Raw genomic sequence first — 25,664 nt, forward strand, 5'->3', positions numbered from 1 at the left:
GTTTTTTTACATTGCTATTTTCTTTTTCTTCCGCTAAAGTTAAATGTTGATGCTATAGTTTTGAAGGTGAACATATGACACAAGAAAAATTTTCACAAAAATCGTTAACACACGCTGATATTCCGCGTGCGACATATCATATTCCGAAAACATCTACCCATTTAATTATGGAAGAAGATGTAGATGCGGCTTATTTCCGCGCTCTCGAGCAACAAAATGTTTTTTTAAACGAAAAACAATTAGAAGCCGTGCGCACAACAGAAGGTCCTGTTCTTACACTAGCTGGTGCCGGAAGCGGGAAAACATCTGTTTTAACAACTCGCGTTGGTTATTTAGTAAATGTAAAACAAGTTCATCCACGAAATATTTTATTACTTACATTTACACAAAAAGCAGCTGAAGAAATACGAAGTCGTGTTGCGAAGTTACCAGGTATGAATCATGCAGCAAGTAGCTACGTTGTTGCTGGTACATTCCACTCTGTTTTCTTAAAATTGCTTCGTAGTCAAGGGTATAATCAGCAAATTTTAGCAAATGAAAAACATAAACAAATTATGATAAAGAAAATCTTAAAAGAATTGCGTTTAAAAGACGATTACGATGCGGAAACGATGCTCGCGATGATTTCACTTGAAAAAAACAAATTAAATCGTCCGAAAGATGTAAAAGCGAAAACACCAGTGGAACAAGAATTTAAAGAAGTATATGAACGTTTTGAAGAGGTAAAACAACGATACAATTATATTGATTTCGATGACATCTTATTGGAAACATATTATATGTTAGAAAATAATGCTCCTTTACTAACTCAATTACAACAACGTTTTCACTACATTGAAGTAGATGAGTTTCAAGATACATCCTATGCACAATATGAAATTGTAAAATTGTTAGCCACGCCAAGAAATAATTTGTTCATCGCAGGTGATGATGATCAAGCAATTTATGGCTGGCGAGGGGCAAGTCACCAAATTATTTTATCTTTTCCAAAAGAATTTGATAACACAACAATCATTGCACTAAATACGAATTATCGATCCAATCCCTTTATCGTCGGGCTTGGAAATGAAGTTATAAAATTAAATCAAGAACGTTTTGATAAAGAGCTATACTCCGTTCGTGAAGAAGGTGTACAACCTTTTTATGCAAGACCTGCTACGACTCTTGACGAAGCAAATCAAATTTTGCAGCTCATTCAAGAAAAAGTAGATAGCGGTGACCGAAACTATAAAGATTTTTGTTTACTGTATCGCACACATTCTGTAAGTCGTTCGTTACTTGATCAGCTTACCATTCATAAAGTCCCGTTTATTAAACACGGGGCGAGCCAATCATTTTATGAACATTCTTTAATCAAGCCTGTATTAGATCATTTAAGACTCGTGATTGAGCCGTTTCGACTAGAATCACTTTCAAACATATTGCCGACGATGTATATCGGACGTGATGATTGTATTTCATTTATTGAACGTGAACAATGGAAATATGGTGAGGGGCGCTTCCCTTCTCTTCTTCATTTCTTACTATTAAATCCAAGCTTAAAACCTTTTCAAGTGAAAAAGGTAAATGAGCGCATCGATTTTATTAAATTTATTAAAGAATTAGAACCGAAAAAAGCATTAAAAGAAATCATTCATGGTAAAGGAAAATATTTAGAATACTTACAAAGTAATGATCGTTCTTCCTTTACGATGCATAAAGACATACAAGAAGAAATGTTGGAAGAATTAATGGAGTCTGCAACTCGTTTCACCGATATTCCAGCTTATTTACAATTTATCGACGAGGCGATTCAAGGTCAAAAAGAAATGGAAGCATTAAAAACAATGCCGCAAAAAGATGCCGTTTCACTTATGTCAATCCATAACGCAAAAGGCCTTGAATTTCCATGTGTCTTTTTACTTGGAGCGAGTGATGGAATCCTGCCCCACACTTCTTCTTTAAAAGATGCAAACGATCGTATTACGGAAACTTCTGAAGCGTTAGAAGAAGAACGCCGATTACTGTATGTCGCCATTACACGTGCGAAAGAAGAACTTTACATTTCTTCTCCGCAATTTTTCAGAGGAAAGAAATTAGATATATCTCGTTTTTTATATACTGTGCGAAAAGATTTACCTGAAAAGACATCCACTAAATAAGGATGTCTTTTTTTATATCACGTTATGTACATCCCTCCTATATAAATTCCTTGTTTTTATCGTGAGAATTAACGTAATATCAGCCATATTCCACTCATATTGTAATAGTGTATGTCAGAACTCACGAGAAGGAGTGAACATAATGAGCTGCAATTGTAATGAAGATCATCAACATGAGTGTGATTTCAACTGTGTATCGAATGTTGTTCGTTTTATACATGAACTACAAGAATGTGCAACGACAACATGTGGATCTGGTTGCGAAGTTCCATTTTTAGGTGCACATAACAATGCATCAGTAGCGAATACACGTCCTTTTATTTTATACACAAAAACTGGAGAACCTTTTGAAGCATTTGCACCATCTTCAAGCCTTACTAGCTGCAGATCTCCCATTTTCCGCGTAGAAAGTATAGATGATGATGACTGTGCTGTATTGCGTGTATTAACTGTAGTTTTAGGTGATGGTACCGCTGTACCACCTGGTGACGACCCAATCTGTACGTTTTTAGCTGTACCAAATGCAAGACTAATATCAACCTCCACTTGCATTACTGTTGATTTAAGTTGCTTCTGCGCTATTCAATGCTTACGCGATGTTTCTATTTAAAACTAAATAATGAGTTAAGCATGGATTGGGTGGCAGATAATTCTGCCACCCAATCCATGCTTAACGAGTATTCTTATGTAAATTTCTTAAAATTGGGAACTTGTCTAGAACATAGAACCTGTCCTTTTCATTAACTGAAAGTAGAAACAGATAAAGGAGTGAAAAACATGTTCTCTTCTGATTGCGAATTTACTAAAATCGATTGCGAGGCGAAGCCAGCTAGTACACTACCTGCCTTTGGTTTTGCTTTCAACGCGTCTGCACCTCAGTTTGCTTCACTATTTACACCACTATTATTACCTAGCGTAAGTCCAAACCCAAATATTACTGTTCCTGTAATAAATGATACAGTAAGTGTCGGAGATGGCATTCGAATTCTACGAGCTGGTATTTATCAAATCAGTTATACATTAACAATTAGTCTTGATAACTCACCTGTTGCACCAGAAGCTGGTCGTTTCTTCTTATCATTAAATACACCAGCTAATATTATTCCTGGATCAGGTACAGCAGTTCGTTCTAACGTTATTGGTACTGGTGAAGTAGACGTATCCAGCGGTGTTATTCTTATTAACTTAAATCCTGGTGACTTAATTCAAATTGTGCCAGTTCAGTTAATTGGAACTGTAGACATTCGTGCTGCAGCATTAACAGTTGCACAAATTAGCTAGTAAAAAGCGGTATTTCTAATACAGAAATACCGCTTTTTATATATAATAAAAAACACTCACAGTAGCATGAGTGTTTCATTCTTCATATTGTTTTATTGTGTTCTTCTTTTTCCCACAATTGCATCCCTTTTTCTTCACAAATCCTTGTTGTTGTAATTGTTCTTGATATGCCTGTTGTTGTGCTTGGTGTTGTTGCTGTATATGATACCACTGCTGCAGGTCATATGAATTTTGCCTTGGATTATTGCTCACAGCAAACATCTCCTCTACTGTCAATTCTGTCTATTTACTATATGAACAACTCTTTATTTCCGTTCCCTCATTCTTTTAAACTCCGCTTTTTCTCTTATTATGAAAATATATTATTCTCCCATAAAATATCCTGTAATCGTTTCAATGATTGCTGCTGCTCCTGCAATGGCTAATAATGCAAGTAACGGTTCTGCAACGATAGGAATCCAATTATATAAGACTAATAAAAAAGCACTAACCCATACACCTGTACACCAATAACAGCTTAACAATTCGCCAATCCACTTTCTTAATCCTTTACCTTTCACTTTTGTAAACGTTGATACACTTCCATCCGGCTCCGTAATCTCTAATTCATCAATAAATGGTCTTCGCAAAAAGGCTGTAATTTTATCATAAACAATTAAACGAGTGAGCCTAAAAGCAGCTAACGCAAAAATAAAAAATAAAAGCCAGCTTGTAAACAGCATGATTCCACCTTCCCTTATCCTCTTTCGCCTATTTAAAAAAAAAGGTCTTGAGATTGTGACCAAATCTCCTCGACTCCAATATCTTATTAATGTAAATACAAACAAGAAGATAAGGAGTGACATTAATGAGTTGTAACGAAAATAAACACCATGGCTCTTCTCATTGTGTAGTTGACGTTGTAAAATTCATCAATGAATTACAAGATTGTTCTACAACAACATGTGGATCTGGTTGTGAAATCCCATTCTTAGGTGCACACAATACTGCATCAGTAGCTAATACACGCCCTTTTATTTTATACACAAAAACTGGAGAACCTTTTGAAGCATTTGCACCATCATCAAGCCTTACTAGCTGCCGTTCTCCAATTTTCCGTGTGGAAAGTGTAGATGACGATAGCTGTGCTGTACTACGTGTATTAACTGTAGTTTTAGGTGACAGTTCTCCGGTACCACCTGGTGACGATCCAATTTGTACGTTTTTAGCTGTACCAAATGCAAGATTAATATCTACAACTACTTGCATTACTGTTGATTTAAGCTGTTTCTGTGCGATTCAATGCTTACGCGACGTTTCTATCGTAAAGTAAACTAAAAAACTATTGGGGTGGTAGAAGCTTTCTACCACCTTTACATATTTAAAAACCGGCCATACTAATCGATTGGATATCATCTATAGACAGCCTAATATCTCTCATACTATTTTGCGGCATAATAGATACAATGCCATTTCGATACGATATGATCGATCCAACATATGAGACTGTAGCTGTTTTTATTCTGCACCTTACTTTCGGAATGTAATGAGGGCGGTTTAGTAAAAAATGAATTTTTTCATCATTATTCATATCCTTAAATGATTTATTATACGGGACAGTTCTTACTGGTTCTGGTTCTTGCTCTTCTTGCTCTTCTTGTTCTGCGTGTTCTTCTTTTTCTTCTATTTTTTCTTCCACTTGCTGCTCTTCTTGTTGTTCTGGTTCTATTACCTCTTCCACAGCACTACTTACAATATTTTCTTGTCTATTACTTTTCTCTTTTTGATCTTCATTTTCAAAGTTTGTCAGGATAATCCTTTTTATTTTCGGTGCAGCAAGTTCTAAACTTACTTGCGTGATATATAACAACGGTTTTCCAACTGTTGAACTTTTATTTTTATTCTTCACACTCGTCCCTCCCACTTCCATACGTAGCTAAATAAATCGTGTACTATTATAGTTATATTCATCACGTGGTAAGAACTTTCGTTAAAAATCGTTCTTTCTCAGAACAAATAAAAAGGACAATCTCAGCATTTAGAGATTGTCCTTTAAAAATTAATATTATATTTATCCTAGGATATGATACCCTGAATCAACATGAATGTTTTCTCCTGTTACACCGCGTGCTAAATCACTGAATAGGAATACTGCTGTATCGCCAACTTCTTCTTGCGTTGTTGTACGACGAAGTGGTGCGCGCTCCTCAATTTCTCTTAAGATTGAGTTGAAATCGCCTACACCTTTTGCAGATAACGTACGAATTGGTCCTGCAGAAATAGCGTTAACACGAATACCGTGTTGACCTAAATCGTTCGCTAAATATTTCACGCTCGCTTCTAATGAAGCTTTCGCAACACCCATAACGTTATAATTTTTCACAACGCGCTCGCCGCCAAGGTATGTTAACGTTAAAATATTTCCGCCTTCTGTCATTACTTTTTTTGCTTCTCTTGCTACAGCTGTTAAAGAGAATGCACTAATATTTTGTGCAAGTAAAAATCCATCGCGAGAAGTATCTACAAATTCACCTTTTAAGTCATCGCGATTTGCAAAAGCAATACAATGTGCTACACCGTGAATAGTACCTACTTCTTGTTTAATTGTTTCAAAGCAAGCTGTAAGTTCCTCATCATTCGTTACATCACAAGGTAATACAAGTGATTCTTGTCCTTCTAATGTGTCCGCTAATTCACGAACGTTTCTTTCTAAACGTTCTCCTGCATATGTGAATATTAATTTTGCACCTGCATTATGCAAAGAGCGAGCTATTCCCCATGCAATACTTCTTTGGTTCGCAACGCCCATAACAACAAATGTTTTCCCTTGTAATAGTTCCATGATATATCCTCCCAGAAATACTTATACTTGTTATTAGTACCTGATACTATAATTATAGTACCATAAAACCGCTTAAAGGCAAACAAAAAAGTCATTAACAGAAATTTGTTAATGACTTTTGGTTTCTATAAAAAACCGCTCTAATCCTTCTTCCCAAGACGGCATTTGTGAAAAACCATTTAATCTTAGCATGTTATGTTGAAAAATAGAATATTTGGGCCTCGCAGCCGCAGCCCCGAATTCTTCCGTTGAAACAGGTAATACATTCACTTTCATATTGGCGTACGAAAATATCTTTTGTGCAAATTCAAACCAAGAGCATGAACCTCTGTTTGATACGTGGTATGTACCGTATAAAGAAGTATGAATGAGCTTATTAATAACCATATTCAAATCCGCCACATACGTAGGAGAGCCAACTTGATCCGCTACAACAGATATTTCATCTCTTTCTTTTCCTAATCGCATCATCGTTTTCACGAAATTATTCCCATATTTACCATATAGCCACGATGTGCGAACGATAAAATATTTATTATGTAACTCTTTGACGAACTGCTCCCCCGCATACTTAGAGGCCCCATATATATTTATCGGCGCTGGACTATGAAATTCGTCGTATCCATCTGGTCTGGCGCCTTGAAATACATAATCAGTACTAATATAAACTAGCTTCGCCCCTACTAATTGTGAAGCAACCGCTACATTTCGAGCTCCGATTGCATTTATTCTATATGCAAGATCCTGTTCTTTCTCCGCATGATCTACTTTCGTATAGGCAGCACAATGAATAATTATATGTGGTTTTATTTCTTGTACCACTTGTTGTATTCGGGATATATTTGTCACATCTAATAACTTTTTATCAAATGGATATATATCATATTCTTCAGAGTCTAACTCTTCAAATAGTTGCTTTCCTAATTGACCGTTTGCTCCTGTTATGATAACCCTCTCTTTCATTTAACATGCCCCTTACTGGTCTTTTAGTGGTTTCCACCATTCCTTATTCTTTTCATACCATTTCACCGTCTCTTGTAATCCTTGTTCAAACGTATATTTCGGTTCCCAATCAAATTCATTCTTCATTTTCTCTGCATCAATCGCATAACGACGATCGTGCCCTAAACGATCTGTAACATATTCAATGTCTTTTTTTGTTTTTCCTAAAAGAGTAATAATTTGTTCCACAACTTCTACATTTGTTTTTTCATTATTTCCACCTATATTATATACTTCTCCTACACGTCCCTTATGCAAAACAACGTCAATCGCACTGCAATGATCCGTTACATGTAACCAATCTCTTACATTTAAACCATCACCATATAACGGTAGTTTTTTTCCTTCCAGTGCATTCGTAACCATTAACGGAATTAATTTTTCGGGATACTGGTACGGCCCATAATTGTTAGAACAACGCGTTACTATAACCGGTAATTGATATGTTTTATAGTAAGATAGAGCTATCATGTCCGCGCTCGCCTTACTTGAAGAATATGGACTATTTGGAGCTAACGGCGTTTTCTCTGTGAACTTCCCTGTTTTTCCTAAAGAGCCATACACTTCATCCGTTGATACTTGCACAAGTTTTATATGCGAATATTTTTTAACTAGTTCTAATAAAGTGACCGTCCCAATTACATTTGTATCATAAAAAGGAATCGGATTTTCAATACTACGGTCCACATGTGATTCAGCTGCAAAATTTACAATCACTTGTACATCCCGCTCTTTTATAACGTGTTCTAATAGCTCTCCATTTTGAATTTCTCCCTTTACAAAAGAGTAATTCGGGTGATCCTGAAGAGATTTTACGTTATTTAAATTCCCGCTATATGTTAATGCATCGTAATTAATAATTTTATACGTTTCATAACTTTGTAGCATGTAATGAACGAAATTACTTCCAATAAATCCAGCCCCACCTGTTACTAATATATTCATAAACAACGCTCCTACTTAAAAACTATCTTCATATTCCTCTAATAATGGTAATATCTGATCCTTATCGGACAATATAGGATCGGTTACTGGCCAAGGAATTGCTAAATCTTTATCTTCCCAAAGTAATCCTGAGTCATGCTCTGCGCTATAATATTCATCTACTTTATACATAACGATAGTATGCGGAACAAGCGTGCAAAATCCATGCGCAAACCCTTTTGGCACTAGTAATTGCCGATGGTTATCTGCACTTAAAATATATCCTTTCCATTGTTTAAATGTTGGTGATTTTTTTCGTAAATCAACGATAACATCATAAATTGCCCCTTGCATAACTTGAATGAGTTTCGTTTGTGCTTTCGGTTTTTTTTGAAAGTGTAGTCCCCGAATCGTTCCTGCCTTAGCCGAATAAGATACGTTATCCTGTACAAATGAATACGTTATCCCTAATGTTTCTAGCACCTGCTTATTATAACTCTCTGAAAAAAAGCCACGCTCGTCTCCAAACAACCTCGGTTCTAACAATTTTGCATCGGTAAAATTTGTTTCTACAACTTTCATATTCTCACCTATTCTCCGTTAAACTGTTTCCCAAAATTAATATCACGCGCTAACGTATTCGCCTTTTGAAGCGAAGCATGAGTTCCCGCATCAGTCCACCAGCCGTTCATTTCATTATAAGTAAGTACCCCTCGTTTTAAATACCAATTATTTATATCTGTAATTTCAAGTTCTCCCCGTGCAGAAGGTTTTAATTCTTTAATATAAGAAAAGACTTTCGAATCATACAAATAAATTCCCGTAACCGCATAAGAACTTTTCGGCTCTTTCGGCTTTTCTTCAATTTCAACTATTTTTCGGTTTTGAATATGTGCTACGCCAAATCTTTCGGGATCTTCTACAGATTGCAATAGCACTTTCGCACCTTCTTTTTGATTTGCAAACTCTTCAACATACGGAAGAATATCATCTGAAAAAATATTATCCCCTAATATAACTACCATACGATCATTCCCGACGAAATCTTCACAAAGCCCTAACGCCTGTGCGATCCCGCCCGCTTTATCTTGCACACGATACGTAAAGGACACTCCAAATTCATGACCACTCCCTAAAAAGCTAACAACATCCCCCATATGCTCTTTACCCGTAATAATCATAATATCTGTAATATCGCATTGTTTTAGCTTATATACCGCATGATAAATCATCGGATACCGACCAACAGGAAGTAAATGTTTATTCGTTACTTTCGTTATTGGATATAATCTCGATCCAGTACCACCTGCTAAAATAATTCCTTTCACTTTGCATCTCTCCTTTATGATGGAGATAATATATCTTTGTAATGTTCTACAAACACTTTCCGGTACTTCTCATATGTATCCGCATCAAACTCATCCCCGTTGTAATGAATACACCATAAATTTGCTTGATTTGGGATACCGATTAAATAACCAGCCCTTTGAAACTCTAAAGACTGTGACACATCATAAAAGTGAAACCCTTGAAACAAATCTTCTCGCCACGGAATATCATACTGCGTTGCCATGAATAAGCCATCAATTGCCTGAACTGACAAAAATGGTTGATTACCATAAAAAACCTGATCTAAATTTAATAATTGATAATTCCATCTTCTATACTCAATCACTTTCCCTACTAAATTTTTTCCTTCCCACCATATCCCGTTATTCGGTAAAAACTGAGCCCCAGCGACTCCTATTAAACCAAGCTTTTCATTTTCTTTAAAAAGAGATATAAGTGTAGAAAACATGTCTCGATTAATAAGATATGTATCTTGATGTATATACACTTTGTATTTCGCTGGATATGAAAGGGCTCGGTTGTATGCACTTGCCATACTTTGTGCATCTCGTATCGGAAAAATTTGCACGACATAACCTGGGGGAACAAAAATGTTTCTTATTTGGCTCTCACATTGTTTGAAAAGCTCCTCATTATTTACACAAACAACGACTAATATTGTATGATCTTTCATTTTTGTCCCCCCTTTTATTCTTCCTTATTTACATCTGACATATATTGTTCCACAAATATTTTCCGATACTTTTCATAGTTCGTCATATTCACATCAAAATGATAATGGATACACCAAGCATCGCGCTGTACAGGTACACCAACTGTATATCCTGCTTTCCTAAATTCAAATGATTGAGATACATCATAAAAATCAAATCCGTCAAATAAGTCTTCTCGCCACGGAACATCATATTGTGTGGCCATTAATAAACCATCAATACATTCTACAGGAATAAATGTTTTTGATTCATGATACGGTTGTTCTAAACTTGCCATATAAAACAAATCATTCATATAACCAATGACCTTTCCTACAATTCCACGCCCTTCGTTCCATACACCAGTCGGAGGAACATATTGCGCTCCAACCATCCCAATCATACCAAGGTGTTCATGTTCCTCAAATAATTGAAGTAATCCGTATAAAAAAGCCCTATTTATAATAAAAACATCTTGATGTAAATACACTTTATACTTCGCTGGATGCGAAATGGCTTGATTGTATCCACTCGTCATACTTTTCGCATTTCGAATCGGCATAAATTGTACAATATACCCTGGCGGTACTAACAATTGCAATATATGTCGAACGCAGTTTGCATACAATTTCCGATCATTTATACATGTAACAAATAATATTGTTTTGTCTGCAGCACTCATAATTGTGATTTTTCAGCTTCAATAATATACTGAAATACAACTGTCTCAGCCATGAAGCCACTTCCAAGACGATATTTTTTACAAATTCCATATAACTCCTCAATAAGCGGCTCATACATTTTATGATCAACATATACACGATCTACTTTACTAATTGAATATCCTGCTTTTAAAAACATTCTTAGCATTTCATTGAATGTAAAGAAACGAATATGTGTTTTATCTAATAAACCATATTCTGTATACGTCCAATTTCCAGCAAGCAAGGGAGCTAATACTGAAATATGAGCAACGTTTGGTATACTTGCTAAAATCACACCATTTTGCTTTATATATGGCTTAACCTTTTCAATCACAGCCCACGGATCAAATAAATGCTCTAATACATCCCCAAATAGGACGCAATCAAATTGCCCCTCCTCATAAGGAAGATCTATTTTTTCTATATCCCCTAAAATAACATGATCTAGTCTTTCCTTCGCTTTTTCTGCCGCCTCTGGAAATGCCTCTATTCCTGATACACGTGTACCGTTTTCTTTAATAGCTGCTCCCAATGCACCGCTCGAACAACCAATATCAAGAACTTCTTTCCATTCCTTTTTTATATGCTTTAATAAATTCGGATTCGCTGCATTATAATAATGCTCGGATTTTTCTTCATATAAAGAACTTTTTTCGCGATTCATTTCACACACTCCTTATGCAAATTGAATTAGAAATATAAATCTCATATGAATTCTATAAAGTGCAGATTTTGTTCATCCCCCAATGATTATTAGCCCGCAAATAGCAGTATAAAATCTTTTATTTATATTGGTTACGTTACTGATACTCTAATATATAACCAATCTATTAGAGTTAGAATAGCGATAAATCATTTCTAAAAAACGAAACCTATTACACTTTATATGGTTTATCAAAAACTCCCCGAAAATATTTACGGTTATATTCAATTGCAGCATTATTCGGAACATAAGAAGCTGCTAATTCATTGTAATAATACGCTTTATCCTGCTCCCCTAACCTGCTATAACAAATACACATTTGTAAATAGGGTAGCCATGTGTAGCTAGCTGGACTATGGAAAGGACTTTCCGTTGCCATTGGTACTTCCGTAGCAAGTTTAAACCAAAATATCGCTTCATTATATTTTTCTTGTTCCATATATATATATCCTATTCTTGTACAATTCTCTCCTCTAGGGACGTCATACCGAAACGACTTCACACAAGATTCGATTGCCTTCTCCCACATTCCGAGCTTTGCATAGCAATCTCCTAACTTACCACATGCATAAATTTTCTCTTCATACCATCCTTCGTCTTGATTAAGAAATGTTTCATATAGAAGAACTGCATCATCATATTTTTGGTTATCCGTAGATTCATTTGCGTAATAAAATAAATCTCTCGGACTTAATTCTTCACCTGCCGCTACAGTATTTTGAAAAATTTTCAAATTACGATTTGTTACTTTTTTTTCTTTTTTATGTGTAATAGCAACATTACTACTAAAAACCTCACCAGAAATAGCTAAATACTCATGAACCTTTCCAAACCATTGAAATTGTTTTTCACGCTTTACAAGTCGATTTCTTTTTGTACAATATAAAGGTTTCCCGTTAGAATCCATTGCAAGATGATAAGGCATCGAAACAGCATCAATTTTAGGATCTAATTCTCTTTTTAAAAGTTTCAATGCTTCTTGAGCATCTTCTAATAAGACATCATCTGCATCTAGCCACAATATATACTCTTGCGTCGCTTTTGAAAAAGAAAAATTTCTTGCTGCTGCAAAATCATCAATCCACTGGAAATCATATATGTTAGAAGTGTATTTCTCTACGATTTCTTTCGTTCGATCGACGGAACCTGTATCAACTACTATAATTTCATCCACAATTTTTTCAACTGTTTCTAAACAACGGGCTATTGTCTCCTCCTCATCTCGAACAATCATACATAAACTAATTGTAATTCCTTGCTTGTTCAACATAATCACCCTCTTCCAAATCAATCATATGTTATACATATACTAAACTTTCCATTTTTTTAAATTGTTCAAGTAGTTTAAGATTTCTTTTCAATAATTCAAATGTCCGTGTCATTTTCTTTCGGTTTTGCATCTACTATATAATGAACGCTTTATGGAGGTGAATTTATGTCAAATAATAATTATTCAAATGGATTAAATCCCGATGAATCTTTATCAGCTAGTGCATTTGACCCTAATCTTGTAGGACCTACATTACCACCGATACCACCGTTTACCCTTCCGACTGGGCCGACCGGGCCGACTGGACCTACGGGGCCGACTGGACCTACAGGGCCAACTGGACCTACGGGGCCGACTGGACCTACAGGGCCGACTGGACCGACTGGTGGCACTGGGACTACTGGACCTACGGGGCCGACTGGTGACACTGGGGCTACTGGACCTACGGGGCCGACTGGTGACACTGGGGCTACTGGACCTACGGGGCCGACTGGTGACACTGGGGCTACTGGACCTACAGGGCCGACTGGTGACACTGGAGCTACTGGACCGACTGGACCGACTGGGGCTACTGGACCGACTGGACCGACTGGACCATCCGGACTAGGACTTCCAGCAGGATTGTATGCATTTAACTCCGCTGGAATTTCTTTAGACCTTGGACTAAATGCTCCAGTACCATTTAATACTGTTGGATCTCAGTTTGGTACAGCAATTTCTCAATTAGATGCTGATACTTTCGTTATTGCTGAAACTGGATTCTATAAAATCACTGTTATCGTATATACTGCGGCAATAAGTGTATTAGGGGGGCTTACAATCCAAGTAAATGGGGTATCTGTACCAGGTACTGGGGCTACTTTAATCTCAGTTGGAGCACCTATCGTTGTTCAAGCAATTACGCAAATTACGACAACTCCATCATTAGTTGAAGTAATCGTTACAGGACTTGGGCTATCATTAGCTCTTGGTACAAATGCATCTATTATTATTGAAAAAATCGCTTAATTTTTTACTTAGCAGTAAAACTGATATCAGTTTTACTGCTTTTTCAATTTCAAATTCAATCATGAAACATTCGCTATCTACATAATCATATTGTTGTATGACATTTTGCAGGAGGCACAAATATGGAAAGTAAATCTGCTGTTCAGCTTTATCTCGAATTGCTAAAGAAGACCATTTTATTTGAAATATGGTTAGAATATGAGGCATACTTACCCGCATCTCTACATATTTCAAAAGAACTAGAATTCGAACCAGTTACAGTCCCCCTCCCTTTATTCATTAAGCAATATGCTGAAAACCATAACTTAAAAATTGTAAAACCAAATGTTTCTAAAAGTGAACGTCATGATGGAATGGATTGGCCAAGAGCAGCACATAGCATGATTGGTCGAGAACGTATGAACCAATTACAAGAGGCGATGGAAACCGTTGTTCGTGAAAATATAGAAGGTGATTTTATTGAAACAGGTGTATGGCGCGGAGGATCATGCATTTTTATGAATGGTTTTTTACAAGCAAACAACATTACGGATCGTAATGTGTGGGTTGCAGATTCATTTGAAGGTTTGCCAGCACCGAATCTAGAACAATATCCAAAAGATTACGGTGATTATTTACACACATTCGATTACTTACGAGTCTCTTTAGAACAAGTACAAGAGAATTTCAAAAAATATGATTTACTAAATGATCAAGTGAAATTTTTAAAAGGTTGGTTTAAAGATACTTTACCAACAGCACCAATTGAAAAAATAGCAATTGCACGGCTTGATGGTGATATGTACGAATCCACAATGGATGGTCTCGTGAACTTATATGATAAAGTTTCTAAAGGTGGCTATATAATTATCGATGACTACGGGCTACCGCCATGCGCTGAGGCTGTGACAGACTTTAGAAACCAACGAAATTTAAAAGCCCCTATTACTAAAATTGATGTATTTGGCGTTTATTGGAGAAAAGAATAAAAAAAGATTTAATCTATAGGAGATTCCATTTTCACTCATTCTTCTCTCACTTCTAATCCAATTAAGTATTCTTTTTCGGAATCTCCTTACATATAACAATTGTTTTCCTGTATTCTCTCACTACAAATTGAAAATTTTATTAATAGATTTACTGCATCTTCTCATACAAGAAAGGGGTATACTCATGAGTGAACTTAACAAAGAAATGACTTTACTCCCCCCTCCTGAACTCGTCCAATATGTAGGTGGCGACTTCAAAAAGGTTGGAAAAGAGTTCCTAAAGCATTTTATTCAAATTGGTGCTTTAAAATCAAATGAAAAAGTATTAGATGTAGGCTGCGGTGTCGGCCGAATGGCTGTACCATTAATGAATTACTTAAATGATGATGGAGCGTATTATGGATTTGATTTGTTTAAATATGGAATTACTTGGTGTCAAAATAACATTTCAACTATGCGTAATAATTTTCACTTTGAACATGTTGACATATACAATCAATTCTATAATCCGGAAGGAAAAGAAGATGCCTCTCAATATCGTTTTCCCTATGAAGACGGAACATTCGATTTTATCTTTTTAACTTCTGTATTTACACATCTTCTCCCAAAAGAATTAGAACATTACGTATCTGAAATTGTACGTGTATTAAAAAAAGACGGGAGATGTTTCATTACATTCTTTCTTATAAACCCTGAATCGTCCTATTATTTAAATGCAGGACAAAGTACATTAGGTTTTTATCATCGAATCGAAAATTGCTACGTTGTAAATAAAGATATTCCGAATTTCGCAGTTGCTTATCCTGAGACAGATATTTGCAATCTATTGAATAAGTACGGCCTAGAAATAATCAATAAGCCGCATTACGGTTTATGGTGCGGCAGACATGAATATACAAGTTACCAAGATATTGTTCTTACAAAAAAAAGCTTCTGAAAGGAAGTTATGTATGATGAATGAAAAAAATCCACCTCTCGTTTCCATCCTTATTCCTACTTATAATCGGCCTCATTATTTCAAAATTGCTCTAGAAAGTGCATTGGCACAAACTTATTCAAATATTGAAATCATCATCGGAGATGATAGTACAAATGATGAAACAGCAACTTTAATACGCGAACAATACTTACCAAATTATAAAAATATAACATACATTCGAAATACCCCTACTCTAGGACAATTTCACAATGACCTTATGCTCATAGAAAAATCAAATGGTGAGTATATAAATTTTTTAATGGACGATGACGTGTTTTATAAGCATAAAATACAAAAAATGATGACCTATTTTGAGCAAGATCCCAATAAAAATCTTGCTCTTGTTACTTCTTATCGAGTACGCATTGATGATCATGGAAATCTAATAGGTGATTCCCATCCAACACAAAGGTTATATAGTGAAGACACCCCATTAAACGGGATATTTTTAGGTAATTGGATGTTAAAGGGCGGACACAACATTATCGGTGAGCCTACAACTACTTTGTTCCGAAAGGAATTGCTCACTGAACCTTTTGGCACCCTTAAAGAGCGACAATATTCTTGTAGTGTTGATATGGCCTCATGGATTTCTTTACTTTCTAAAGGAAATGCAATATACATTTCTGAGCCTTTAAGTCAATTTCGCTACCATGCTGGACAACAAATACACAATAAGCTCCTTCAAGGTTGTGAAGATTTCACACACCTTGTTATAACAGCAAAAGAATATGGCTTTTTACAAAATACTACGGACTATAGAGCAGCTCTACTTAGTGCTTACCAATGGTGTAAAAGTTCCTTAAAATACTATCTTCATCAACTAGATATTTTTCCTGACGCACATGTACGTCTCTCTCATTGTTTGGATATAATTATTAAAGAGCTAAACAATTAAACTACTCTGCAAAATTAAAAGTGTATGGACTATATGTGAATCATTCGTATAGTTCATACATTCTTTCTCATACTATAAAGTGAAACTTTAATCAGCTCTCACCAATCGGGCTTTTACGGGCAGTTGATCCCCCACCTAACTTCTTCGCTTTCGCTGAATTTTGAGGTGGGGGTCTTACTGCCCATTAATGCGGGATAAAATCCATTACTATAAAGAGCAGTAGAAAGGAATACCTACATTGAAAGATCCAAATTCTCAATATCAAATAGACTACGTATTACTATTTATTTTATTTGCCATTGGGATTGTTAGTTGTTGTGCTATTGCAAGTGCGCAAGCCTCTTTACCGCCATTTTTACAAAACGTCAATTTTGTACTAAAGCAAATCCAATGGTATTTCATTGGATTTATAGCCATTGGTGTTATTATGATTATCGACTTCGATCGTTATCAAAAAATTGCTTGGTATTTGTACAGCTTTGCAATGGTACTACTTATTGGACTAGAACTTCAAGTACCAGGTGCCGTTACAATTAAAGGCGCTACCGCTTGGTACAGGCTCCCAGGCATCGGAAATTTTCAGCCTTCTGAAATTATGAAATTGTTTTTAATTATCGTCATTGGACGAATTATAGCAAATCATAATGAGAAATATTTTTCCCAAACGATACATGACGATTTTTTACTACTTGGAAAAATATTTGCGACAAGCTTGCCACCACTACTACTTATTGCAAAAGAACCAGATTTAGGAAACACAATGGTCATTTCAGCGATGCTTGCAGCAATGATACTAGTTTCTGGCATACGATGGCGTTTTATTTTTGGATTAGTTTCAGGTACTTTCGTTGCTGGATCTACATTAATATATATTTTTTTTACTCACACAGATTTCTTTAAAGCACACATTTTAAAAGAGTATCAATTAAATCGCTTCTACGGATGGTTAGCACCTTACAAATATGATGCACAAGGCTATCAATTAAGACAAGCATTCTTAGCGACTGGATCCGGAGAAATGCAAGGAAAAGGGTGGGAAAATGGACAAGTATATTTTCCAGAACCACATACAGATTTTATTTTCACTAATGTCGCTGAACAATTTGGCTTTCTAGGCGCAAGTGTCATTATTTCTCTTTTTTTCTTACTCATTTTTCGAATGATTCATATTGCTTTAGAAAGTAATGACCCTTTCGGTAGTTACATTTGCGCTGGTACAATCGGAATGTTTACTTTCCAAGTATTCCAAAATATCGGGATGACAATCGGATTACTTCCCATTACAGGGATAACATTACCTCTTATGAGTTACGGAGGAAGTTCACTGCTTACATACATGATTGCGATTGGATTCATTTTAAATGTTCGCTCAAGAACGAAAATCTTTATGTTTAAATGAACAACACAAAAACGCTATATTTTTATCTCTATCCTTTTTTAGATATACTAATGAAAAATACGATGGAGGTTTAAATATGAAATATGACATTATAGGAGATATTCATGGATGCTTCCAAGAGTTTCAAAATTTAACAGAGCAGCTAGGATATAACTGGAGTAGCGGTCTACCGGTTCACCCTGACCAACGTAAACTTGCATTCGTTGGCGATATTACAGACCGTGGTCCTCATTCATTACGTATGATTGAAATTGTATGGGAACTTGTCATACATAAAAAAGAAGCTTATTACGCTCCTGGAAATCACTGTAATAAACTATATCGATTTTTCCTTGGGCGTAATGTAACAGTCGCTCACGGACTTGAAACAACTGTTGCTGAATATGAGGCACTCCCTTCTCATAAGCAAAACATTATAAAAGAAAAGTTTATCACTCTTTATGAACAATCACCGCTCTACCACATACTAGATGAAAAAAGAGTAATCGTATGTCACGCTGGGATTCGGCAAGATTACATAGGAAGACGAGATAAAAAAGTACAAACCTTTGTATTATATGGCGATATTACAGGAGAAAAGCATGCCGATGGCTCACCTGTCCGTCGCGATTGGGCGCAAGAGTACAAGGGGCAAGCTTGGATTGTATATGGACATACACCAGTAGCAGAACCTCGATTCGTCAATCAGACAGTCAATATTGATACTGGTGCTGTATTTGGTGGCAAATTAACCGGATTACGTTATCCTGAAATGGAGACTATCTCTGTTCCTTCTTCTTTACCTTTTGTCGCTGAGAAATTCCGTCCAATTTCATAACTACCTTACTTAGCGAAAGATTACCGTATTATTTAGGCAGATCTCATATAAAACTAGGTAAAGTAATTAAAAAAAGATGCAATAAAGTGCATCTTTTTTTAATTACACTACATATAATGTCGCAGGAGGTGACAGAATGAAGAAAAAATCTTCTAAACAAAAAAGAAAATTTCCCCCTTTATATCTGCCCATGTACGGAATTAACAACTGGTGTAGTATTCGGGCTGCAGCGATAGAAGAACTGGAAGAACAAGAGTCATCAAAAAAAAGCAAAGTAAAACCAACATATGTCTCTTTAGAAAATGCTGTGATGAGCCGCATAATCGATCGCAGAAAAATAAAGATGCAACAAAAAAATAAACAGCTCTCAAATCAAGATGAACAGGTAATACATTCTAATCAAACAGAAGAAAAGACGGAAGAAAATATTTCTGTAGCAATAAATAAAAAAGTGAAACCAGAAATTCCAGCTGCTATTATAAACAAAGTAAAAAAAATAAAAGAGGCATTGGCTTCATCGAATGATATACAAACTGAAAAACCACTCATAATTGAGACACCTACACCTGAAAATACAAAAGTTAAAAGGGGCGGCCGATATGCATATGCGGAAGGGCTTCACTCTCATGCGGAGGGCATGGCAGCACATGCGGAAGGCTTATTAACACACGCAAAAGGTTCTTTCTCTCATGCAGAGGGATCAAACTCAAAAGCAACTGGACATAGTTCGCATAGTGAGGGAAGTGAAACGACAGCAGGCGGAGCTTATTCTCATGCAGAGGGTAAACAGACGATTGCTTTAGGCGAAGCAGCACACGCAGAAGGAACCGCAACTATCGCTAACGGATCCTCTTCTCATGCGGAAGGTCATCATACATCAACAGCTCATTTTGCAGGTAGCCATATTATGGGGCGCTTCGGCACTGCAGAAGAAGCTTATTCTTGGTTTATTGCAAATGGTGTAAGCGACACCGACCATAATATCGGGGCTAAATGGCTTGCCCATAATGGAGAAATGTACATTGAGGGTGCGTCTTACAATGCAAGTGGAACGGATTTTGCACAAATGTTTGAAACCGAAGATCATAAACCTATTGATGTCGGTTATTTCGTTACATTTAGTAGCGAAGAAAAAATTCGGATAGCTACTTCACACGACTCGTTCATTTTAGGAATATCTAGCGCAACCCCTGCCCTTATAGGAAATAGCGGGGCTTTAAGTTGGGAAAAACGTTATAAAACAGATAACTTTGGAAAACGCGAATATGTATGGACGGAAACCGAAGAAATACAACCTCTTTTAAATACAGAATGGGATCCAACTCGCAAATATGTAGCAAGAAAAGATCGCGCCGAGTGGCTTCCTGTCGGATTAATTGGACAAATGTTAGTACGTGATGACGGCACTTGCGAAGCACATGGATTTTGTCTTCCAAATGACAATGGCATTGCTACAAAAGCCGAAAATGGATTTTTCGTTATAAAGCGTACGGGTGAAAACCAAATTTTAATATTATTCCGCTAAGAAAAAAGGGAACAAAATTCTTTATAATATAAGAATTTTGTTCCCTTTTTAAGTATGCCGCAACACTTCTTGCATATCGCTTGGAAGCTTTATAGTGAAAGACATCTCTTTCTCTAAAATAGGATGATAAAACGTCAAAGATTTACTATGAAGTGCTTGCCGTTTCATTTCATCCCTTCTCCCTCCATATAAGCTATCACCAAGTAATGGATGTCCTATATAAGCCATATGCACACGAATTTGATGCGTTCTTCCTGTCTCAAGCTCAAGCGCTACATGTGTCTTATGATATGTACTATCAATTACTTTAAAATGAGTAACTGCCCTTTGTCCATCCTCACAAACCATTCGCTCAATAATGCTATCAGATTTTCGACCAATTGGTGCATCAATCATTCCTTCTCGTTCTACAATCTTTCCGTGAACAATTGCTTCATACGTTCGTTTCACAGCTTTTTGTTGATGCTGCTTCGATAAAAGATGATGCACGAAACGATTTTTTGCAATAAGCATAAGCCCCGAAGTATCACGATCTAAACGTGTTACGATGTGCACTGTACTTGCAAGATGCTGCTTATCATAATGAGATAACAGCGCATTGGCAACACTTCCTGCCGGATGTTCTCTAGACGGAATCGTTGACATATTCGCCTCTTTATTAATGATAAGAACCGCGTCATCTTCATATATAATGCATAAAGGAATATCTTCTGCCATCATCCCTTCACTTCTTTCCTCCACTGGAAAAAAGACACGTAATTCTTCACCAGCACGCAACTGATGACGAACACTCGCATGTTGACCATTTACTTCAATTGCTCCGCCATGAAACTTTATATCCGTTAAAGCGGCTTTAGAAATACCTTTCGTTTTCAAAAATTCCCTAACTAAAGTTCCCTCTTCAGCCGGCCCTATATCCCATTTCAATGTAAATCTGTTCAAATATATAACCCTTTCTATTTATCTGCAACAAACGAGTCACGAACTCGTTTCCAGAACGGGAATGGGCGGAAACGAACAAATCGTACTTTCTCGTTTGCGACGCGATACTGGATTGATTTCACATCTTGATGAACCATCGTTAAATGATCCACTGTAATTTGTAAGTTCATTCCTGCAGCTGGCTTTAACACACATGTATGATGCTTCGGCAATACGAGTGGCGATCCTACAGTACGAAATACACGATTGTTAATGGACGCCATTTCTGCAATTTGAATCGCTTCAATAGATGGGTGAATAATTGCTCCGCCAAGCGCTTTATTATACGCGGTACTTCCTGAAGGAGTAGAGATACAAAGGCCATCTCCGCGGAATGTTTCAAAATATTCTCCGCGTATTTCTACTTCTGTTACTAATGTACCTTCTGCACTTTTTACAGTCGCCTCATTCATCGCTAAATACTGTGACTCTTTACTTCCATTCACATAGCGAATAATAACTTCTAAAAGCGGATATTCCACCACTTGGAATGGTGTTTTCGCAATCGCAATTACTAATTTCTCTACTTCTGTTGGTAACCAATCTGCATAGAAACCTAGATGTCCTGTATGTACACCAACAAATGCTGTTTCATCCAATCGATTATAATAACGATGAAACGCATATAAAAGCGTTCCATCTCCCCCAACAGAAATTACAATATCGGGTTCCTTTTCATCCATTATAAATCCAAAATCTAGCAAGTACTCTTTCATCGTGCTTGCCAGTGTATCTGATGATTGATCTCCCTTTGACATAATTGTAAATTTCATCGCCCAACACCCTTTAGTTTATGATTCGGAATCTTTCGTTTCTTGCTTTCTTGAAAAAGCCTTTTGCGCTTCTTGAATTTCAAGACGAATAGAAGACATTTCTTCATCTAATAAAAACGCCGCTTCAGCTGCACGTTGCAATCGTATTTTAATATCTTCAGGAAAACGTCCACTATATTTATAATTTAAAGAATGCTCAATTGTTGCCCAAAAGTTCATTGCTAGCGTGCGTATTTGGATTTCTACCAATACTTTTTGTTCACCTTGAATCGTTTGAACAGGATAACTAATGACAACATGATAAGAACGATAACCGCTATCTTTCTTTTGCGTGACATAATCACGTTCTTCCACGATTTCAAAGTCATTTCGTTTTCGAAGATATTCTACAACAGGCTTAATCTCATCAACAAATTGACACATCATTCTAAGCCCAGCAATATCCTGCATATCTTCTCTCAATCGGTCTAGCGGTACATTTCTCTTCTCCGCTTTATCAATAATACTTGCAACCGACTTTACCCTTCCTGTTACAAACTCAATTGGAGAATGCTCTGTTAACATTGCAAATTGAGTACGCATTCCTTTTAGTTTCACTTTTAGCTCTGCCACCGCTTGGTGGTAAGGTGCTAAAAATTCTTCCCAATTTCGATTCATTTCAACCACCACCAAAATCAATCCATTTGCTTATAGAAATACTTTTTCTACAGCAGTTACTAATTCTTCTCCGTAATTTGCATTACCTTCAATATTTTCAACTAAATATTCTACTTCTTCTTTTAATCCTTCTAATTCCATTTCAATGTCATTCACGCGAACGAACATAACCACATCGTTATTCATCGCTTCATGCATTGCTTCCCAGCATGTGTGCGGAATACTTACATAAATGAAAGATGATTCATTTTCTAAGATATATAAAAATGATAAATTGTCTGAGTCTACAAGTACGTGATTACGCGCACTTAACTCCTTTACCTCTATTTCACTATTTTCCGCACAAAAAATAAGAGCATTCTCTCTCTTTTCTACGCTCTTAACTTGGATTTTATTTTGCATGCTCTAACTCCTCCATCTCAACTTCCTGTCTTACTTAACAGTATTATTGTATCATAACATGGACGCAAACAAATAAAACATTGAACCAAATTTATGAAAAAGCGATAATGTGTAAAGAATTATTTTTCAAAAGGAGATTATACAATGACACAAGAAATTGAAATTGAATTCAAAAATATCGTTACAAAAGAAGAATTCGATACATTATGTAAATCGTTTTCTATTGAAGCATTTACAAAACAAGTGAATCACTACTTTGAAACACCTGACTTCTCGTTAAAAGAAGCTGGCTCTGCACTTCGTATTCGTCATAAAGGAGAAACTTATACGTTAACGTTGAAACAACCTGCAGAAATCGGTTTATTAGAAACGCATCAAGTCGTAACAGAAGACGAAGCAAAAATGATGATGGAAACAAACACAATCATTCAAGGAGCAGTAGTAGATCAATTACACAAATTACAAATTCCTGTTTCTGCTTTAACATATATGGGTAGTTTAACAACAGAAAGAGCAGAAATATTATTTAAAGGCGGAACGCTTGTCTTTGATCATAGTTTCTATTACAATCACGATGATTATGAAATTGAATTTGAAGTGCAAGATGAAGAAACAGGAAAAGCTGCATTTATTCATTTATTAACGCAACATAACATACCTGTTCGCCATACAAATAACAAAGTAAAACGCTTTTTCCTTGCCAAACAAAAAAAAGCACGCTAAAGTGAAAATTCCACTAGTGAATATGTTTCACTAGTGGATACATCTCACTAAAAAAGTTTACACCCGTAGAATAAGCAAAGAATCTTTGAGAAAGCTGTTTATTTGCCCTCTCGAACATTCCATTGCTACAATAGATATACATTTCATGGAAAAAGGAGTTTATAAAGGATGAGCAAGCAACCGATGACACCATTTGAAGCAATTGGCGGTGAACAATGCATTGCAATATTAGTAGATACATTTTATTCCTATGTCAGTAAACAGCCTGACTTATCTCCCATCTTCCCGGAAGATTTAACAGAAACCGCTAGGAAGCAGAAGCAATTTTTAACACAATATTTAGGTGGTCCTAATTTGTACACTGAAGAACATGGTCATCCTATGTTAAGGGCACGCCATCTTCCGTTTGAGATTACTCCAAAACGAGCAGAGGCTTGGCTATCATGTATGGAGCAAGCAATGGATGATACTGGAGTTCATGGTCATATAAGAGAGTTTGTTTTTGAACGTTTAGCATTAACCGCTCAGCATATGGTTAATACTCCAAACGAAACAGGTGAAGTGTAATGGATAAGCAGGAAGCAAAGCATATAAATATGCCATCTCCTTCCGCATGCGAGCATAAGTCTGTAGAAGCATATTTATTTATTGATCCACTTTGTAAAGATTGCTGGGAAATTGAGCCTTTTATTATTAAACTATGGCTTGAATACGGGAAATACTTCTCTATTCGTCATATCGTAACAGGAAAAGTGGATGGAACGAACGCTTCCTCACACAAATGGAATAAACCTGCTAATATTCGATTTGTGTGGGAAAAGACAACCAGTTTACAAGGTTTTTCATGTGATGGAAAGGTACATATGCAAGAAGCATCGTCAACACCATATTTAGTTTCGATGGCAATTAAGGCAGCGGAGTTGCAAGGCCGAAAAGCAGGTTCGAAGTTTTTGCGAAAACTCCAAGAATACATTTTCCTTGAAAATGTATCAAACCCTGACTGCGAACTATTACTTGCATGTGCGAAAGATAGCAATATTGATGTAGAAGAATTTAAAAAAGATCTACATTCTGCTAGTGCAAAAAAAGCTTTCCAATGTGACTTGAAATTCACGAATGAAATGCATATTACAGAAATACCTTCCCTCGTCTTTTTTCATGCGAACTCAGATGAAGAAGGTATTAAAATCGCTGGAAATTATTCCTACGATGTATACGTACAATTATTGAAAGAACTTGTAAAATGTGAAATTGAGCCAGAACCATTACCACCTTTAGAAGTGTTACTAGAAGCAACACAATTTATATCTTCAAAAGAAGTAGCATTTATTTATGATTGTCCGCAACAAGAAATTGAACGCGAACTAAAAAAATTACAACTGAAACGAAAAGTACAAATGATAGAAGTAAAATGCGAACGTTATTGGAAATGGATAGCAAAAGAAAAAGACCTGGTGTAAACACCAGGTCTTTTTCTTTACGGCTTATAAAAATATTAAAGGGGATGGGAGAAATTTTCACGTTCAAACAAAGGGGTATATGTTTGTATGTGAATTCGTTCACGCTTATTATATTACAAGATTCGACGTCAGATGACAACCCCTTTTGTCGAATTTCACACTTTTGTCACATTCTAAACGTTTTCA

At 36.2% G+C, this 25,664-nt stretch carries 30 protein-coding genes; 14 read left to right on the top strand and 16 right to left on the bottom strand.

The window, feature by feature from the left end; genetic code table 11:
- Nucleotides 1-74: 74 nt before the first annotated feature.
- The 3 genes from ACUN13_RS09320 (at nucleotide 75) to exsF (ending at nucleotide 3,422) form a co-directional block, all read left to right on the top strand.
- Nucleotides 75-2,141 (top strand): ATP-dependent helicase, encoded by a 2,067-nt coding sequence (locus tag ACUN13_RS09320; RefSeq protein WP_025687712.1) that lies wholly within the window; start codon nucleotides 75-77, stop codon nucleotides 2,139-2,141.
- A gap of 142 nt (nucleotides 2,142-2,283) precedes the next feature.
- On the top strand, nucleotides 2,284-2,751 hold the full coding sequence (gene cotY / locus ACUN13_RS09325; RefSeq protein ID WP_001277719.1) for a spore coat protein CotY: 468 nt from the start codon (nucleotides 2,284-2,286) through the stop codon (nucleotides 2,749-2,751).
- Between the two features lie 167 nt (nucleotides 2,752-2,918).
- Nucleotides 2,919-3,422: an exosporium protein ExsF gene (exsF, locus tag ACUN13_RS09330; RefSeq protein ID WP_000492939.1), complete on the top strand. Its 504-nt coding sequence runs from the start codon at nucleotides 2,919-2,921 to the stop codon at nucleotides 3,420-3,422.
- A 75-nt stretch (nucleotides 3,423-3,497) separates the two neighbouring features.
- Here the strand turns inward: exsF and ACUN13_RS09335 are convergent, their stop codons facing one another.
- Together ACUN13_RS09335 and ACUN13_RS09340 are read right to left on the bottom strand one after the other, a co-directional pair.
- On the bottom strand, nucleotides 3,498-3,683 hold the full coding sequence (locus ACUN13_RS09335; protein ID WP_029948404.1) for a hypothetical protein: 186 nt from the start codon (nucleotides 3,681-3,683) through the stop codon (nucleotides 3,498-3,500).
- A gap of 101 nt (nucleotides 3,684-3,784) precedes the next feature.
- The gene (locus ACUN13_RS09340; RefSeq protein WP_000899662.1) at nucleotides 3,785-4,144 is read right to left on the bottom strand and encodes a DUF1360 domain-containing protein; all 360 of its coding nucleotides are present in this window, start codon (nucleotides 4,142-4,144) and stop codon (nucleotides 3,785-3,787) included.
- Nucleotides 4,145-4,269: 125 nt separating this feature from the next.
- Between ACUN13_RS09340 and exsY the strand changes: the two genes are divergently transcribed.
- Nucleotides 4,270-4,734, top strand: a complete 465-nt coding sequence (gene exsY, locus ACUN13_RS09345; RefSeq protein ID WP_001277744.1) for an exosporium assembly protein ExsY — start codon at nucleotides 4,270-4,272, stop codon at nucleotides 4,732-4,734.
- A gap of 48 nt (nucleotides 4,735-4,782) precedes the next feature.
- Here the strand turns inward: exsY and ACUN13_RS09350 are convergent, their stop codons facing one another.
- The 10 genes from ACUN13_RS09350 to ACUN13_RS09395 form a co-directional block, all read right to left on the bottom strand.
- Nucleotides 4,783-5,331 (bottom strand): CotO family spore coat protein, encoded by a 549-nt coding sequence (locus tag ACUN13_RS09350; protein WP_089607289.1) that lies wholly within the window; start codon nucleotides 5,329-5,331, stop codon nucleotides 4,783-4,785.
- Between the two features lie 141 nt (nucleotides 5,332-5,472).
- Entirely contained in the window at nucleotides 5,473-6,243 is a 771-nt protein-coding gene (fabI, locus tag ACUN13_RS09355) for an enoyl-ACP reductase FabI (RefSeq protein WP_000421886.1), read from the bottom strand.
- A gap of 108 nt (nucleotides 6,244-6,351) precedes the next feature.
- Nucleotides 6,352-7,206: a dTDP-4-dehydrorhamnose reductase gene (gene rfbD / locus ACUN13_RS09360; RefSeq protein WP_000664653.1), complete on the bottom strand. Its 855-nt coding sequence runs from the start codon at nucleotides 7,204-7,206 to the stop codon at nucleotides 6,352-6,354.
- A gap of 12 nt (nucleotides 7,207-7,218) precedes the next feature.
- On the bottom strand, nucleotides 7,219-8,190 hold the full coding sequence (rfbB, locus tag ACUN13_RS09365) for a dTDP-glucose 4,6-dehydratase (RefSeq protein WP_001024171.1): 972 nt from the start codon (nucleotides 8,188-8,190) through the stop codon (nucleotides 7,219-7,221).
- A gap of 15 nt (nucleotides 8,191-8,205) precedes the next feature.
- Entirely contained in the window at nucleotides 8,206-8,751 is a 546-nt protein-coding gene (gene rfbC, locus ACUN13_RS09370) for a dTDP-4-dehydrorhamnose 3,5-epimerase (RefSeq protein WP_000869415.1), read from the bottom strand.
- 8 nt (nucleotides 8,752-8,759) lie between these two features.
- On the bottom strand, nucleotides 8,760-9,497 hold the full coding sequence (locus tag ACUN13_RS09375; RefSeq protein WP_000676157.1) for a sugar phosphate nucleotidyltransferase: 738 nt from the start codon (nucleotides 9,495-9,497) through the stop codon (nucleotides 8,760-8,762).
- Nucleotides 9,498-9,511: 14 nt separating this feature from the next.
- Entirely contained in the window at nucleotides 9,512-10,192 is a 681-nt protein-coding gene (locus ACUN13_RS09380; RefSeq protein ID WP_000651528.1) for a glycosyltransferase family protein, read from the bottom strand.
- Between the two features lie 14 nt (nucleotides 10,193-10,206).
- The gene (locus ACUN13_RS09385; protein WP_001271185.1) at nucleotides 10,207-10,893 is read right to left on the bottom strand and encodes a glycosyltransferase family protein; all 687 of its coding nucleotides are present in this window, start codon (nucleotides 10,891-10,893) and stop codon (nucleotides 10,207-10,209) included.
- On the bottom strand, nucleotides 10,890-11,579 hold the full coding sequence (locus ACUN13_RS09390; RefSeq protein ID WP_001078432.1) for a class I SAM-dependent methyltransferase: 690 nt from the start codon (nucleotides 11,577-11,579) through the stop codon (nucleotides 10,890-10,892). The genes ACUN13_RS09385 and ACUN13_RS09390 overlap by 4 nt, the downstream gene beginning before the upstream one ends.
- Nucleotides 11,580-11,790: 211 nt before the next feature.
- Complete coding sequence (locus ACUN13_RS09395; protein WP_000932913.1) at nucleotides 11,791-12,888, bottom strand: glycosyltransferase; 1,098 nt, start codon at nucleotides 12,886-12,888, stop codon at nucleotides 11,791-11,793.
- Between the two features lie 165 nt (nucleotides 12,889-13,053).
- On the opposite strand from ACUN13_RS09395, the gene ACUN13_RS09400 reads away from it, so the two are divergent.
- The 7 genes from ACUN13_RS09400 (at nucleotide 13,054) to ACUN13_RS09430 (ending at nucleotide 20,482) form a co-directional block, all read left to right on the top strand.
- Complete coding sequence (locus tag ACUN13_RS09400) at nucleotides 13,054-13,896, top strand: BclA C-terminal domain-containing protein (RefSeq protein WP_445423761.1); 843 nt, start codon at nucleotides 13,054-13,056, stop codon at nucleotides 13,894-13,896.
- Between the two features lie 122 nt (nucleotides 13,897-14,018).
- On the top strand, nucleotides 14,019-14,864 hold the full coding sequence (locus ACUN13_RS09405; RefSeq protein ID WP_000444381.1) for a TylF/MycF family methyltransferase: 846 nt from the start codon (nucleotides 14,019-14,021) through the stop codon (nucleotides 14,862-14,864).
- A gap of 184 nt (nucleotides 14,865-15,048) precedes the next feature.
- On the top strand, nucleotides 15,049-15,801 hold the full coding sequence (locus ACUN13_RS09410; protein WP_445423762.1) for a class I SAM-dependent methyltransferase: 753 nt from the start codon (nucleotides 15,049-15,051) through the stop codon (nucleotides 15,799-15,801).
- 13 nt (nucleotides 15,802-15,814) lie between these two features.
- The gene (locus ACUN13_RS09415) at nucleotides 15,815-16,741 is read left to right on the top strand and encodes a glycosyltransferase family 2 protein (protein WP_000980807.1); all 927 of its coding nucleotides are present in this window, start codon (nucleotides 15,815-15,817) and stop codon (nucleotides 16,739-16,741) included.
- A gap of 238 nt (nucleotides 16,742-16,979) precedes the next feature.
- A complete protein-coding gene (locus ACUN13_RS09420; RefSeq protein ID WP_000654702.1) occupies nucleotides 16,980-18,140 on the top strand; it encodes an FtsW/RodA/SpoVE family cell cycle protein in 1,161 nt (386 codons plus the stop codon).
- Nucleotides 18,141-18,216: 76 nt separating this feature from the next.
- Nucleotides 18,217-18,957, top strand: coding sequence for a bis(5'-nucleosyl)-tetraphosphatase PrpE (prpE, locus tag ACUN13_RS09425; protein ID WP_025690633.1), 741 nt, complete (start codon nucleotides 18,217-18,219; stop codon nucleotides 18,955-18,957).
- 136 nt (nucleotides 18,958-19,093) lie between these two features.
- On the top strand, nucleotides 19,094-20,482 hold the full coding sequence (locus ACUN13_RS09430) for a peptidase G2 autoproteolytic cleavage domain-containing protein (protein ID WP_445423763.1): 1,389 nt from the start codon (nucleotides 19,094-19,096) through the stop codon (nucleotides 20,480-20,482).
- Nucleotides 20,483-20,530: 48 nt separating this feature from the next.
- Here the strand turns inward: ACUN13_RS09430 and ACUN13_RS09435 are convergent, their stop codons facing one another.
- Genes ACUN13_RS09435 through ACUN13_RS09450 form a run of 4 tightly spaced genes read right to left on the bottom strand, consistent with a single transcriptional unit; the run spans nucleotide 20,531 to nucleotide 23,295 of the window.
- The gene (locus tag ACUN13_RS09435; protein WP_001079135.1) at nucleotides 20,531-21,424 is read right to left on the bottom strand and encodes an RluA family pseudouridine synthase; all 894 of its coding nucleotides are present in this window, start codon (nucleotides 21,422-21,424) and stop codon (nucleotides 20,531-20,533) included.
- Between the two features lie 14 nt (nucleotides 21,425-21,438).
- A complete protein-coding gene (locus ACUN13_RS09440; RefSeq protein WP_000673190.1) occupies nucleotides 21,439-22,236 on the bottom strand; it encodes an NAD kinase in 798 nt (265 codons plus the stop codon).
- A gap of 18 nt (nucleotides 22,237-22,254) precedes the next feature.
- Nucleotides 22,255-22,893 carry a GTP pyrophosphokinase gene (locus ACUN13_RS09445; RefSeq protein ID WP_001081482.1) on the bottom strand — a complete coding sequence of 213 codons (639 nt, stop codon included), beginning with the start codon at nucleotides 22,891-22,893 and terminating at the stop codon, nucleotides 22,255-22,257.
- 30 nt (nucleotides 22,894-22,923) lie between these two features.
- On the bottom strand, nucleotides 22,924-23,295 hold the full coding sequence (locus tag ACUN13_RS09450) for a UPF0738 family protein (protein WP_001180003.1): 372 nt from the start codon (nucleotides 23,293-23,295) through the stop codon (nucleotides 22,924-22,926).
- 144 nt (nucleotides 23,296-23,439) lie between these two features.
- Here ACUN13_RS09450 and ACUN13_RS09455 point away from each other — a divergent pair, with 144 nt between their 5' ends.
- From ACUN13_RS09455 to ACUN13_RS09465, 3 genes are all read left to right on the top strand, one after another.
- Nucleotides 23,440-24,018 (top strand): CYTH domain-containing protein, encoded by a 579-nt coding sequence (locus ACUN13_RS09455; RefSeq protein WP_088345308.1) that lies wholly within the window; start codon nucleotides 23,440-23,442, stop codon nucleotides 24,016-24,018.
- A gap of 168 nt (nucleotides 24,019-24,186) precedes the next feature.
- On the top strand, nucleotides 24,187-24,585 hold the full coding sequence (locus ACUN13_RS09460; RefSeq protein WP_445423764.1) for a globin domain-containing protein: 399 nt from the start codon (nucleotides 24,187-24,189) through the stop codon (nucleotides 24,583-24,585).
- Nucleotides 24,585-25,478, top strand: coding sequence for a ClpXP adapter SpxH family protein (locus ACUN13_RS09465; protein WP_000360645.1), 894 nt, complete (start codon nucleotides 24,585-24,587; stop codon nucleotides 25,476-25,478). The genes ACUN13_RS09460 and ACUN13_RS09465 overlap by 1 nt, the downstream gene beginning before the upstream one ends.
- Nucleotides 25,479-25,664 lie beyond the last annotated feature (186 nt).

This window comes from Bacillus cereus group sp. Bce041 (genome assembly GCF_052646455.1).